Origin of the sequence: Haloechinothrix salitolerans, assembly GCF_042662605.1 — a bacterium.
Classification (GTDB): Bacteria; Actinomycetota; Actinomycetes; order Mycobacteriales; family Pseudonocardiaceae; genus Haloechinothrix_A; species Haloechinothrix_A salitolerans.
The window spans coordinates 1,497,773-1,511,377 of record NZ_JBHSXX010000001.1 but is presented as its reverse complement, the minus strand read 5'-3'; the positions used below and the strand labels follow the sequence as shown (position 1 = coordinate 1,511,377).

The 13,605-nt window shown below is 63.0% G+C and carries 11 protein-coding genes; all 11 read right to left on the bottom strand.

Features of this window, described 5'->3' with window-relative positions; genetic code table 11:
- Window positions 1-11 precede the first annotated feature (11 nt).
- A complete protein-coding gene (locus ACFQGD_RS07020) occupies window positions 12-1,010 on the bottom strand; it encodes a carbohydrate kinase family protein (protein WP_345406096.1) in 999 nt (332 codons plus the stop codon).
- The gene (locus tag ACFQGD_RS07015; RefSeq protein WP_345406093.1) at window positions 1,007-2,122 is read right to left on the bottom strand and encodes a uroporphyrinogen decarboxylase/cobalamine-independent methonine synthase family protein; all 1,116 of its coding nucleotides are present in this window, start codon (window positions 2,120-2,122) and stop codon (window positions 1,007-1,009) included. Before ACFQGD_RS07015 ends, ACFQGD_RS07020 begins: the two co-directional genes overlap by 4 nt.
- Window position 2,123: 1 nt before the next feature.
- Window positions 2,124-3,584, bottom strand: a complete 1,461-nt coding sequence (locus ACFQGD_RS07010; protein WP_345406090.1) for an SAM-dependent methyltransferase — start codon at window positions 3,582-3,584, stop codon at window positions 2,124-2,126.
- Window positions 3,574-4,536, bottom strand: a complete 963-nt coding sequence (locus ACFQGD_RS07005; protein ID WP_345406087.1) for a methylenetetrahydrofolate reductase — start codon at window positions 4,534-4,536, stop codon at window positions 3,574-3,576. The genes ACFQGD_RS07010 and ACFQGD_RS07005 overlap by 11 nt, the downstream gene beginning before the upstream one ends.
- Window positions 4,533-5,072: a methylenetetrahydrofolate reductase C-terminal domain-containing protein gene (locus tag ACFQGD_RS07000; RefSeq protein WP_345406084.1), complete on the bottom strand. Its 540-nt coding sequence runs from the start codon at window positions 5,070-5,072 to the stop codon at window positions 4,533-4,535. The genes ACFQGD_RS07005 and ACFQGD_RS07000 overlap by 4 nt, the downstream gene beginning before the upstream one ends.
- 28 nt (window positions 5,073-5,100) lie before the next feature.
- Window positions 5,101-6,348, bottom strand: a complete 1,248-nt coding sequence (gene metK, locus ACFQGD_RS06995; RefSeq protein WP_345406081.1) for a methionine adenosyltransferase — start codon at window positions 6,346-6,348, stop codon at window positions 5,101-5,103.
- 94 nt (window positions 6,349-6,442) lie between these two features.
- Entirely contained in the window at window positions 6,443-7,363 is a 921-nt protein-coding gene (gene purU / locus ACFQGD_RS06990; RefSeq protein ID WP_345406078.1) for a formyltetrahydrofolate deformylase, read from the bottom strand.
- 190 nt (window positions 7,364-7,553) lie between these two features.
- Window positions 7,554-9,413: a bifunctional homocysteine S-methyltransferase/methylenetetrahydrofolate reductase gene (locus ACFQGD_RS06985; RefSeq protein ID WP_345406075.1), complete on the bottom strand. Its 1,860-nt coding sequence runs from the start codon at window positions 9,411-9,413 to the stop codon at window positions 7,554-7,556.
- Window positions 9,410-10,786, bottom strand: a complete 1,377-nt coding sequence (locus tag ACFQGD_RS06980) for a PucR family transcriptional regulator (RefSeq protein ID WP_345406072.1) — start codon at window positions 10,784-10,786, stop codon at window positions 9,410-9,412. The genes ACFQGD_RS06985 and ACFQGD_RS06980 overlap by 4 nt, the downstream gene beginning before the upstream one ends.
- Window positions 10,764-13,112 (bottom strand): xanthine dehydrogenase family protein molybdopterin-binding subunit, encoded by a 2,349-nt coding sequence (locus ACFQGD_RS06975; protein ID WP_345406069.1) that lies wholly within the window; start codon window positions 13,110-13,112, stop codon window positions 10,764-10,766. The genes ACFQGD_RS06980 and ACFQGD_RS06975 overlap by 23 nt, the downstream gene beginning before the upstream one ends.
- The gene (locus ACFQGD_RS06970) at window positions 13,109-13,585 is read right to left on the bottom strand and encodes a (2Fe-2S)-binding protein (RefSeq protein ID WP_345406066.1); all 477 of its coding nucleotides are present in this window, start codon (window positions 13,583-13,585) and stop codon (window positions 13,109-13,111) included. Before ACFQGD_RS06970 ends, ACFQGD_RS06975 begins: the two co-directional genes overlap by 4 nt.
- Between the last annotated feature and the right edge of the window lie 20 nt (window positions 13,586-13,605).

Genomic DNA, 13,605 nt, shown 5'->3' with positions numbered 1-13,605 from the left:
CTCCTTGGCGATTAATGGACGGTCAGGGCGGACTGGGCGGCAAGACGTTCTTTCACGAGCTCGGCGGACTCGGTACCGAACGTGACGCGCAGCCGGTCTACGATCTCCGCGTGCTCGGCGTCGTACTCCTGTGTCCCGACCACCTCGAGCGCGAGCGTCGCCATCGTCGCGCCGAGTTGGGCGGACGTCGTATCGTCGAACTCCCACGCGATACCCGCGATGAAACCGGCGCGGAAGGCATCACCCACTCCGGTCGGTTCGGCGAGCTCCGTCGGCGGCACGGCGGGCACGACAAGCGTGGGTTGCTTGTTCCGTGAGATGGTGGCGCCGTTCTCCCCGTGCGTAATCACCCAGGTACCCACCCGCGCCAGTACCTCGCTGCTTGTCCAGCCGGATTTTTGCTTCAGTAGCATCGACTCGTACTCATTGGTGAACAGATACGTCGCGCCGTTGACGAGCTCCCGCACCAGCTCACCGTCCGCTCGCGCGAGCTGCTGCGACGGATCGGCGACGAATGGCACGCCCAGATCACGGCACTGTCGCGTGTGCCGCACCATCGCATCCGGGTCGTTCGGGCTGATCACGACCAGATCGAAGCCGCCAACCGCGTCCGCGATACGTGTCAGATCGATCTCGCGTGCCTCCGTCATGGCGCCCGGATAGAAGGAGGCGATCTGATTTTGCGCGTTATCCGTCGTACACACGAACCTGGCTGTGTGATTCGTTGACGAGATCAACACATTATCGGTATCAACACCAGAGCGAGTGAGCCACGCCGAGTAATCGGCGAAATCCTCACCCGCTGCCCCGACCAGGATGGGACCAAGACCAAGCCGACCAAGTCCGAACGCGATATTGGCGGCGACGCCGCCGCGCCGCACCTCGAGTTCGTCGATCAGGAACGACAACGATATCTGATCAAGATGATCCGCCATAAGCTGCTCACTAAATGAGCCTGGAAAGCTCATCAGATGATCAGTGGCGATGGATCCGGTGAGGGCTATCCTCATGACTGCATGGCTCCTTCCTGAACCGCTTCTCGGGAAGCACCGGACTCGTCACGAATCGCGATGTCCCCGGTCGGCGTTGCGACAGTGGACAGTTCGTCGCGGACGATCGCCGTGCCCTCAGCCATCGCACGCAACTTGGCTCGGGCGACGTCCCCCGGCAAGTGCCGAAGCCCGCAGTCCGGGTTGATCGTCATCCGCTCCGGCGGGACGACACGTAACGCCCTGCGGATCCGGTGCGCGACCGTCTCCGCGGTCTCGACCTCCTCGGTCTTGACGTCGATGACACCGACCCCGACACCCCGGTCCCATCCGGAGCGGGCCAGAAGATCGAGATCCTCGTATCCTCGGCGGGCGAACTCGAGCACGAGCTGGTCAACCCGGGCATCCATCACCTTCGGGAAGAGAAAGTCGTAATGCCCTTCCCAGCTCGGTCGGGCGTAACGATTGCCGTAGCAGATGTGCAGTGCCCACGACGCATCGACACCGTCGATGACGGTATTGATGCCCTCCACCGCGGTACCCACCTGGTCCCGGTAACCACACAGCAGCGGTTCATCGAGCTGCAGCACTGTCGCGCCCTCCGCGACCAGTCGTTTGGCTTCCGCGTTCAGCAACTCCGCCAGCGCCATGACCAAACCAGCCGGGTCATCGTAGGCTTCGTTACGAAGCTTGCGAGACAGCGAGAAGGGACCGGTGATCGAGAATTTGACCGGACGATCCGTGTTGTCGCGAACGAATCGGTAATCGTCAGTCAGCCGCAGCGGAAACCGCGATCCCACCGGCAACGGCTCCCGGACGACAGCATCGTAGTAGTCATATGAGTTCGACTTCCGCGTGTCCGGGATCTCGATGCCGGGCAGTCGTACCAGCAGGTAGTCGATATCGTTGTCTCTGGAGAGCTCACCGCCAGAAACGATGTCGATATCCGCCCGTTCCTGGTCCTTCAGCGCCGCCTTGGTCACGACCCCGTGGATATCGTCGAGGTAGTTCTTACTGATCTTGCGGTGGTAGAAGTCGGTCTTGACGCCCTCAAGCCACTCGGGAACCGAGTACGAGCCGACCACCGACGTCGGCAGCAACGGTAGCGGTGACGGAGCCCGCAAAACTGTCATGTCACTCCCTCACCTGCGCGGTCAGTGTCGTGATGTTGGTTCCTTCGCGGTGCCGGAATGGCACGTAGTTCACGTCGAATCCGTGTCGGTTTCCGACGCATTGCACAAGCGCGCCGTTGACCCAGTTCACGATCGAGCCGTCATACTTGCCAGGCCCGCAGAACTGTGAGTCATAGCGCCGAGCATCAGTGACGAACAGGTCATGGCAGTGCAGACGACCGTAAGGATGTAGCAATCGCAATGTCGCGACGAAACTCGCGACAGCGCCGTTGCTCACCTGCATCCGGAAATCGCCGCGATCCTCCAGAATCGGGCGCAACACTTCACCAGTTACCGTTGGGCAGATCTGATAGAGATCAAGCCCCTCCAACGGAACGTAACGCTCCGCGAGGCGCAGCCAGGACCAGGCTTCCTGCCAGAACCGAACGGCCGACGCGACGTCGGGAAGCTGTTGGGGAAGCGCTTCCGCGAGCAGTTCCGGCCCTAGCCGAAGTAACTTCCGCACGACACCACCCACCTGCTCAGGCGTGGTGGAAAGCCGCTCGGCGAGCGCGAGGCTTCCCTCACGTGGTAAGTACGCCCGAACCTCGACCCGGTACGTACGACCGGAGATCGACGCCACCTCATCCGTTGGCAGATTGTCATAGACGTTTGAGACGTAGACCAAGAACGCCTTGTGCCGCAGGAACCCAAGTGAAGCGGTGGGATCGGTCGCGTCAACGACAATCGAGCTGACCTGCGCGGCATGCTCGGCTACCGTTTCCTGCGCGAGTTTCAGTACATGAGGCGAGTAGTCACCCATGATGTAGTGCAATCGCTGGTAGTAATCGACACCACGGATGAGCGCGAGTTCGCGGAACTCGTCCAGCCAGGCCTTGGCCTGAGTGCCGTTGCCGACGCCGAGCTCAACGACATACAGCTGCTCTGGCAGTGAGGACAGCCGCGCCAGCTCATCCCATGTATCGAACAGTTCGAGGATCAGTTCGCGAGCCGCCTCCTGATTCCGGCCATCGCTGCTGCCGCCAGGAAGTGCTTGCTCATAGTCCTGCCCCGACACCTCTTCCCAACGACCAAGGGCCTGCCAATAAAGCGCATTGAAGTCCCAGATACAGCTGTCTTTGCCCGCCGTCCACTGCTCGAGGTAAACCCGATCGGACGAGTCTGGATCGTGAAACTCACGCAATGCCTCCGCGGTCGCCGCGTTCAGGTCCGTTCCCGCGCAACGCCGCAGATCGACAGCGGCCTCCAACTCCATTCCGGATGACGCGCTTCCCGTAATCGGCCGGATGTCGATCACATCGCGAAAGTTGTGCTTGTACTGGATCCAATCGCACACCACACGCACGCGAGATAGATCGACCGTGTCCTGTCCCAGCGCCTCGACGATAGGGCCAAGGGCGGCACTGACATCGACCGGTGAGGAACCGCGCAACCGTTTTGTCGGACGAACATCAACCAACATGACCGCTCCTTTGTCTCAGACCGCTACCTTCGTTCTCCGACCGCGGCGGCTGGATCCCGGCGCGCTCGATGATTTCCGGGATCACGTGCTCCCTCCCGAACGCCATCAGGTGCACCCCCGAGACTCCCGGGGTTTCCCGTATTCGCTCGATCGTCTCGACGCACAGCCGAATGCCCTCCTCCGCGAACCGGCTCTCGTCAACCCGGCTCAGCCTGTCGACCACAGAGTCCGGTATGGACAGACCGGGTACCTTCGTGCGCATGTGCCGCAGCGCTCTCGGATTACCAATCGGTCCGACGCCGGCGAGCACGGCGACGCGCTCATGCAGTCCGAGATTCCGTACATCGTCCATCCACCGCTCGAATCGCGCGATGTCGAAGACGAACTGCGTCTGCACGAACTGAGCTCCAGCCGCTACTTTCTTGCCAAGCCGCCGTGCCCGGAAACCAGTTGGTGGTGACGCCGGATTCTCCACCCCGCCGAGGAACAAGCGCGGCTGCGAATCGAGTCGTTTTCCGGATAGCAACCGCTGGTGGTCGCGCATCGTTTTCGCGATCCAAAGCATTTGCACACTGTCGACATCGAAAACCGGTTTCGCCTCAGGATGGTCCCCGAACTTGGGATGGTCACCCGTGAGTAGCAGCACGTTGGGAATACCCAACGCGGCGGCGGCGAGTAGATCCGACTGAATCGCGATACGATTGCGATCCCGGGCTGAGATCTGCATGACGGGCTCGACACCTTGCGCCAAGGCGAGCACGCTGCCTGCCATACTCGACAACCGAACGACACCGCTCTGGTTATCGGTAATGTTGACCGCATCGACCCAGCCACGAAGCGTGCGGACCGAGGCGCAGAGTCCCCCTGGATCCGGACCACGAGGCGGGCCGACTTCAGCCGTGACGGCGAACCGGCCCGATCGCACCGCCGTTTCCAGCACCGAGCCACTCATTCTCGAACTCTCGCCGCGGTCCGCGTGACGGGATGCAATGTCGCTTCCCTCGTCAGACCATCATGGTCAGTCCACAGCGTGTCGTCCCTGCCTTGCCAGTAGTTCACCCATGAGCTCTCGCCCCAACGCCGGTGATCGACGGGGCGTTGCAACTGGCATACATCCGCCAACCGCTCCGCGGACTCGGCCCGCTCGATCGCGGTCACCCAGACACAGCGCTGCTCTGGATATACCTCGCAGGCGCCCGACGGTGACACACCACCACAGGGTCCATTGCGCAGCTGCTTGGGGCAGCTCATTGGGCACGCGTATCCCGTAGCGGGCAATGCGCACTGGCCACACATCTGGCAGCCGAACATCCGCCCCTTCACTGACTCCTCCGCGCTCGTGAAGCCGTCGTAGAGTTTCGAGGACCGCTCAAGGAACCGGGCCAGCCACCGGTATACGGAGTTCGGTTCGAGGAACCGATGCAGCCGGTACAGCACGCGCGCGGACAGCGACGGGTTCGTCGGCGTGGGGCGTTTACGTTGACGCACGGCGATTCCTCACAGACGAGTTGGGAGCTTAATTACGTGCCGTCATCTCGATCGGGACGTCGAAACCCGCTTCCTTCCGCAGTAGTTCCGCCTTATCCGTCCGCTCCCACGTCACATCGAGGTCGTCACGGCCGAAATGACCGTAAGCAGCCGTCTTGACGAATCCGGGCTTGTGCAGCTCCAGATACTCACGGAACGCCGCTGGGCGCAGGTCGAAATGCTTGTCGACCAACTCGCTGATCAGCCAGCGTGGTACGTGTTCCGTGCCGAAGGTGTCGATCAGCAGCGAAAGCGGACGAGCGACCCCGATGGCGTACGCGACTTGAATCTCGACCCGGTCGGCGAGTCCGGCCGCGACCACGTTCTTGGCGATGTAGCGCGCGGCATAGGCGGCGGAACGATCAACCTTCGATGCGTCCTTCCCGGAGAACGCGCCACCGCCGTGCCGGGCGAAACCGCCATAGGTATCCACGATGATCTTGCGACCGGTGAGGCCCGCATCGCCGACAGGGCCACCGATGACGAACCGGCCCGTCGGGTTGACGAAGAAGTTCTCCCGCAGCTCATTGTGGTCATACAGTTCGGCGGGAACGACCGGTACCACTACGTGGCGCCACAGATCCTCACGAAGGCTCTCCTCGACGTCGGGATCATGTTGCGTCGAGATCAACACCTTCTCGACGGCCACGGGCACTCCGTCGCGATACCGGACAGTGACCTGTGTCTTGCCGTCGGGACGCAGGTAGTCGAGAATGCCCATCTTTCGGACCGCCGCCAGCCTCCGCGAGAGCCGGTGCGCCAGCGCGATCGGCATCGGCATCAGCTCGTCGGTCTCCCGCGTGGCGTAACCGAACATCATCCCTTGATCTCCGGCCCCAGCGCTGTCATAGGGATCGGTCGGAACGAGACGTTCACGCATTTCCTGTCCCGTATCAACGCCTTGCGCGATGTCGGCCGACTGCTTGTCCAGCGCCGTGACTACCTGACACGAGTCGGCGTCGAACCCGAGCTCCTCCCGGTCGTACCCGATCGACCGGATCGTCTCGCGTACTAGCTCCTCAAAGTTCAGCGACGTGTTCGTGGTGATCTCGCCCGCCAGCATTACCAAGCCGGTCGTCACCAAGGTTTCGCACGCGACCCGAGCAGCGGGGTCCTCTTCAAGCGCGGCATCGAGAATAGCGTCGGAAATTTGATCCGCCATCTTGTCCGGGTGCCCCTCCGTCACCGACTCAGAGGTGAACAGAAACTCTTCCTCGGGGTACTTGTTACTGGTCATCTTTCTCCGTCCAAATCAGACTTTTGATAGGTTCACCGCATCGACGTTCGATCACGGCTGACTCGCGCGGTTCATATAGCGACTCGCCGAATGTTCAATTAGTAAAAGTGATCGTGCTGTTGCCATGGACGATCACGCGGTCCTGAACATGCCAAGAAACGGCCGTAGCGAGCACGGATCGCTCCAGATGGCTTCCCCTGCGACGCAGTTCGGCTACACCATGACGGTGGTCGACGCGGGTCACGTCTTGCTCGATAATCGGCCCGGCATCCAACTCGGACGTCACGTAATGCGCCGTAGCACCGATCAACTTCACACCTCGTTCCTTCGCTGCTCGATAAGGATTAGCACCGGCGAACGCGGGCAAGAGGCCATGATGAATATTGATGATCCGATATGGAAAACGCTCGACGAACCTCGGCGAGAGTATCTGCATGTAGCGTGCGAGCACTACGAAGTCAACATTCCCAGACAGGAGCTCGAGCTGCTTGTCTTCGGCAGCTGACTTCGTATCAGGTGTCACTGGTATGTAGTGGTAAGGAATACCGAGCGACTCCACTGCTTTGCCGTGATGTGGATGGTTGGAGATGACCATCGAGATGTCGGCGAGGAAGTCACCAGAGCGCCATCTCATGAGAAGCTCGTTCAGGGCGTGCTCCTCCCGCGACACCATAATGGCCATCCGTTTAACATCGGCGACGGGAACGAGCCGCCAGCTCAACCCGTAGGCGTTAGCGTGATATGTCAGCGCCAACTCCAACTCGGGAAGGATCATCCGCAGGCAAGATACGTGGAACTCGATACGAAGGAAGAACAACCCCCCATGCGCTTCGGTGCTGAATTGCTGAGACTCGATGATGTTCGCCCCGAATTGCGACAAGCAGCCCGTAATGTTCGACACGATACGTGGGCGGTCGATGCCAGAAACGATGAGGCGCGCGGTGTCGGCGATGCCATCAGGGATGCTTTTGCCATTCGCGCTGCACAGCTTGCCTGACACGGCGGTCGACATCATCGTGGATCACCTTCACATCACCTGAGAACGGCACCGACGTCGCGGTGACAAAGTCTTGGTGTAAGCCATGGCTTCTTCTGATACACCTAGTGTCCTCATTTCAAGAGACGAAAGCGATAGGTGCGCTCACAGAGTCCATAGTGACCGGCTTGTGTGCTACACCAAATTGCCGCCACCGCAGCATCGGTATTCACCGAGAAACGTCAGTCAGCGCAGCACGCACACGCAGTAAAGCATCCGGATCACCGTTTCGTGATACGACCACGACACCATGCACGAGCGGCTGTATTTCCCCCACCAGATCTTCCGCTAGTTCCATTCCGATACGCGGGCAGTCGTCGGGGTGAGCCGTCCGTAATCGCTCCATGGTGTCGTCCGGTATCACGATGTCAGGCACCTCTCCGCGCAAGTACTCCGCCTCCGCATACCCCTGGAGCGGATCGATGGTGACGAAGACGGGCACGCGCAGGTCGGACAGCTCGGCGAGCATCGTGGTCAGCGCATAGGGTTCGTAGATGGCCCTCGTCAGCAAGAAGTGAGCACCCGCGTCGACTTTGCGGCGAGTACGTGCGATCTCCGCTGTCAGGTCAACGGCACCCGGATTACATCGGGCTCCGATGTGAAACGAGGTTGGCTGCTGCAGTTCGATGCCGTTGCTGTCCACGCCTTGGTTCAAGCCTTCGAGCAAGCGGATCAAGGCGAGCGCGTCCACCTCTTGCGCACCGTGCAAGTCTGGATAGTCACCATCGACCGGTGGGTTTCCCGTCTCGCACAGGATCGTTCGTACTCCCGAAGCATGTGCACCAAGCAGGTCCGCCTGCAATGTCATCAGGGACTTGTTCCAGGTCGTGACAGTTACCGCGAGCTCGGTCGGCAACCGCTGACAAAGCTGGCTACCCAGCAACATCGGTGCGCCGTGTTCTTGCCGAGCGTCGGAACCACCCACGACGACCAACTGGGCGCCGCCATCCGCGAGTGCGGTCGCTTGCGCGGCGACCCCGGCGAGAGCACTACGTGGAGCTACCCGTAACTCCGCGCCGAGCTGGCACTCAGCCGTCACATCGCTCCCGGTCTGGTCCTCGCCATGCGGCGAACACGCGACCGGCGAGCCGCGCCGGTACGCGGCGGCGGTCAGCTCCGACCGCCGCGCCGCCGCGACCGCCGCGGCCGCCTCCCGAATGTGATCCGGCGTAGTACCGCAGCAGCCCCCGACGATCCTGGCACCCGCATCGAGGTAACGGCGGACGTAACGTCCAAAGTAGGCACTATCGTGCGCGTATTTGAGGGTACGGTCCCTGCCGACGTACGGGAGTCCCGCGTTCGGTTGTATCGCGAGCGGGAGCGCGCTGTGCTCGCGCATGCTTCGCACCACAGAGAGTGCGGCTTGTGGGCCCAATGTGCAGTTACTTCCCACGACCGTAGGCGCGAGTTGCCCTAATTGGTCCATCGCGTCGGACACGGACTCGCCGCCCAGGGTCATATCAGGGTCTCTGAAAGTCAGTTGCGCGATGATGGGCAGACCGCAGACTCGGCGAACGACCCGCACAGCCGATATCAACTCATCGAGCGCGCCGAAGGTTTCCAGCATGACAATGTCGACGCCGCCCTCGACGAGAGCTTCCAGCTGTTGGCTGATCGCGAGATCCCAGTGGGCTTCGATATCTGTACCAGCGATAGCGCCATCCTCGGTAACGCCGCCACGATATCGGGGTGGCAGTACGGGCGCGACCGACCCGGCGACGAAGACGGTCCGCCCAGCCTCGTCCGCGACTGACCTCGCGAGTCTCGCGCCCGCATGGTTGATCGACCGGACATGGTCAGGGTCGCTATCGGCCAAGCGGAGGCCGTTCGCACCAAAGGTGTTCGTCTGGATGATGTCGGCCCCAGCATCCACGTACGCCTGGTGTAACGCGGTGACGAGTTCCGGGGTACCGAGATTGAGGTCCGCCGGCGGTTGGTCGGCCGGTATGCCCGCTGCCTGCAACATGGTGCCCATACCGCCATCGCAGACCAGGACCCGTGACCGCACCGCGGCGTCGAACTCGATCATGATTCCATCTCCATCAACCCGAGCGCCTCAAGGGCCACCTGTGCCATCAGCCGGTCGCGATAGCGGTCAAGCCGGAGGCCCGTCAGCTCCTCGGCCCGCTTGAGCCGGTAGGTGACCGTGTTCGGATGTACGTGCAACACCCGGGCAGCACGCTGCGGACTGCTGTCGCACTGGAAGTAGCACGCCAGCGTTTCCACGAATCCCCCGCATCGTTCGTCCCCCGGTTCAGCGAGCGGGCCCAGCACCTCGCGCGCGAACGAGCGCACGTCCGCGGTACTTGGGACCTGGCTCAGCAAGCGGTGAATGCCCAATGCGTCAAAGGACAGCACCTGACCGCGCCGGGACAATCGACTCGCTGACTCGAGTGTGCGCCGCCCTTGTGAGTACGAACGCGCGAGCTCCTCCGGATACTGGCAGCGGCCGCCGATCCCGACAGTCACGACGGCACCAGGAAATCTGCGCCCAAGGCCATCGATCGCGGACTCGGCCAGGCTGATGGGATCCGTAACCCGCGACCCACCATCGTTTCCACCGGGTGGCGACGGTTCGGGAATGATCGCGACGGTCTCCGGCACCCTGGTCAGTGCGATCACGCCCGGAACCCTCGCCACTAAGAATTCCTCGACCGCGTCCAACACCGTTCCAGGAAGCACCCTCCGCTTGGCGGCCTCCTCTGCTTCTCGCGGCGCGATTCGCTCGTCCCCCGGATCCGGCCGCGCATCCGGCCCTGACTCGTCGACGATCGCCACCAGCACACGATGCGTCCGCGTGGTGTCGTAGCCCAGATGCTCTGCCCACTGCGTGGCTTCCGCTTCATCCGTAGCCCTGCCGAGGAGCAGTCCCGTGATCAGATCTTCACGCACCCGGCCAGACGCTTCGACGGCTACCCGCTCACGGCTGATGACGGCACCGCACATCGCCGCCGCGTGTTCAGTGATCATCAGCGGCAGCTCTTCAGACGCCGAGTACCAACCCGCCTGCCACGTGATGACGAACGCCCATAACCGATTGGCCACAGTGATCGGCGCGGCGACGAATGTGCCGCCGAGGCTAGCTGGCACCCGCACCGGAAGCCCACTCCGCTCGGCTGCCGCGAGCGCCGTGCCCCACTGCGGGTCGGCACGACACCGCTCGTCGACGTCCGAGCCGTTCTCGTCCGTTGGCTCCGGCGCGGAAACCGTGACGACGTCGAGCTCAACGGTGGCGACCCATGCCCAGCAGCCAAGCTCAGCGGCTAGTACATCGGTGATCGCCGTGAGGTCGACCTCCCGGCGCAACAGCAGTCCTGACAGCCTGCGGTAGACCGTTACCAGGCCACGTAGCGCACGGTTCTCCGCCGTGGCGGCGTCCTTAACCAGAACGGGATGGGACATCGCGGGAGTTTTCGTCACGCAATGCGGCGAGCACGTCGAACGGTGTCAGCGGAAGCGTGTTGATCCGCGTGCCGATCGCATCGGCCACGGCGCACGCGACGACGGCGGCGACGGGAACGATCGGCGGCTCAGCCGCTCCCTTGATGCCGAGTGGCCCCTGGTCGCCGGGATTCTCGAGCAATTCCAAGTCGATCGGCGGAATGTCGAGCGCGGTAGGAAGCCGATACGACTCGAGACCCTTATCGACCACGGCGCCGTCCCGAACACGCAAATCCTCGTACAGGGCGTAGCCGAGCCCCTGCGCCACGGCGCCGTGTACCTGTCCCTCGATCATGCCCGGGTTGATCGCACGCCCGACATCCTGGACGACCGCGTAACGTGTCACGTCCACCTTGCCGGTATCGGGATCGACCTCAACCTCGGCGAGATGGGCGTGGTACGAAACGCCAATCATGTGGGTGAACAACGCGCCGGTCATGCAGCCCGAATCGAAGTCAACCGGCGGCGCGGCGAACTTGCCCGTCGACGAGATCGGGCCGGTTGTCCACATCGCGGTGCCCGCCACCTCGGCGAGGGATACTCGTTTCTCAGGAACGCCGCGCACCGCGACGTGCCCGTCGGCCAGTTCCAGATCCGATACGCTGACTTCCAGCATTCCCGCCGCGGCATCAAGGATTTGTTCATGCACCCTCGTCGCGGCGTCGAGCACTGCGGCGCCCATACCGAAGGTCGTCCTGCTGCCCTGGGCGCCGTTGTCGAAACCCGCGGTGTCGGTATCCGGCCGAGCGATCAGGACCTGATCAACGGGGACCCCGAGTTCATCCGCGACGATCTGCCTGATTCCCGTAAGGGCGCCGGTTCCGATATCCACCGCGCCCGATGTAACGACGACGCTTCCGTCCTCACTCAACCGCACGGCGCCGCCCGATGGTCCAGGGTTGGTCAACCACGTCGCGGGCACGACGGCGATACCGCGCAGCCGACTGTCGTCGGAACGACGCTCGTGCCAGGGGGCGATGCCCTCGAGCCGGTCCATAGCCGTATCGAGGCAGGCATCGGGAAGTACCTGACCGTTGATCATTGTGTCGCCCGTACGCAGGATGTTCTTCATCCGCAGCTCGCGCCGGTCGATACCGAGCTCAGCGGCGATGTGGTCCAGGTGCATCTCGCGGGCGAAAACCGTGTATGGCCCGTTGACCCCACGGAAAGCCGCCGTGGGCGGGGTGTTCGTGTACACGACCTTGCTGCGGTAGCGGACGTTGGGGATCCGATACGTCGAGCCAAGTACCAACGCGGGGACGTTCGCGCACAGCACGGTTTCCCCGCTGGAGTTGGCACCGTTGTCGCTAAGTGCCACTGCCTCCTGCGCGAGCAGGGTGCCATCTCGTGACACAGCGGTTCGCAGCCGGATGATCGCGTTCTCCCGCGGGGCGCACGTGGTCTGCTCCTCGGTTCTGCTGTTGACCAGTCGCACGGGTCGGCCAGCCTTGCGGGCGAGCACACACACGATCGGCTCAAGCATCGCGTCGAGCTTGCCGCCGAACCCGCCACCAATCTCGGTCACCACTACCCGGACCAGGGACGGTCGGACCCCGAGTAGTTCCGCCACCCTGTCGCGCACCATGAAAGGGAATTGCGTTGGCGTGTGAACGGTATAGCGCCCGTTCTCGTATCGAGCGACCGCCGCGTGTGGCTCGATTGACGTCTGGTGCTGGCGCGGGGTCCGGTACTCGTCGGTCACCACAACGTCGGCTTCGGCGAACACGGTATCGACGTCGCCGCGCTCAACCTTCGCCTCCCACGCGAGGTTGCCGCCACGGTGCCCCTCGACGGCCACCTGGTAGTCCGCCCAGTCCGGATGGACATGCCTCGTGCCGTCCGTCAACGCCTCATCCAGGTCGAGAACCGGTTCTAGCGGATCCAGATCGAGTTCTATCGCCGCCACGGCAGCGTCGGCCTGTGCCTGCGTATCCGCGGCGACGGCGGCGATCGGCTCACCGACGTAACGCACCTGATCACGGGCGAACGCCGACTGGTCCTTGACCACGAGCATGCCGGAGGTTCCCGGCGTATCCGCTGCCGTCGCGACGGCACGCACGCCTGGCAGACGCGCGGCCCTGCTTGTGTTGAGCCGAACGATACGCGCGGCGGGTACGGATGAGCGCAAGACTCGTACGGTCAGCGCCCCCGGTTCGGTGTAGTCCATGCCGTAGACCGCGGCGCCACGAATTTTCGCGTCACCGTCGGCCCTCGGAACGGTCGTCCCGACAACCCTTCCGTTCGCGACCACGTCGGCACTGTTCGTCACGGTTGATTCAACGCTCATCGGGTACCTCCTTCCGCGGGCACGCTGCGCATCGCGGCGTCGACGATCTTGTGGTAACCGGTGCAGCGGCAGATATTCCCCGCGATGGCCGACCTCACGGACTCCTCGGTCCACTCCGCCTTGCCCTGCTCGGCGAGTGCGGTCAAGGTCATCAGCATTCCGGGGGTGCACGCACCGCACTGCACCCCTCCCTCGTCAAGTAACGCCTCCTGCACTCGCGTCAGCGGAGCGTCTCCCGCCGCGAGCGACTCCGCGGTCCGCACCTCCGCACCCGCGACCGAAGCCAGCGGCACCACACATGCCGCGACGGGGCGCCCGTCGAGAAGTACGGTGCACGCACCGCACCGTCCCTCACCACAACCGAGTTTCGCGGCGACGAGCCCGAGTTCCTCACGTAACACCGAGAGCAAGGGCGTCACTCCGGCGAGATCGCTGTCGACCTCTTCCTCATTCACAGTGAACTTGTATGACACAGAGTCCTCCTAGGCACCGA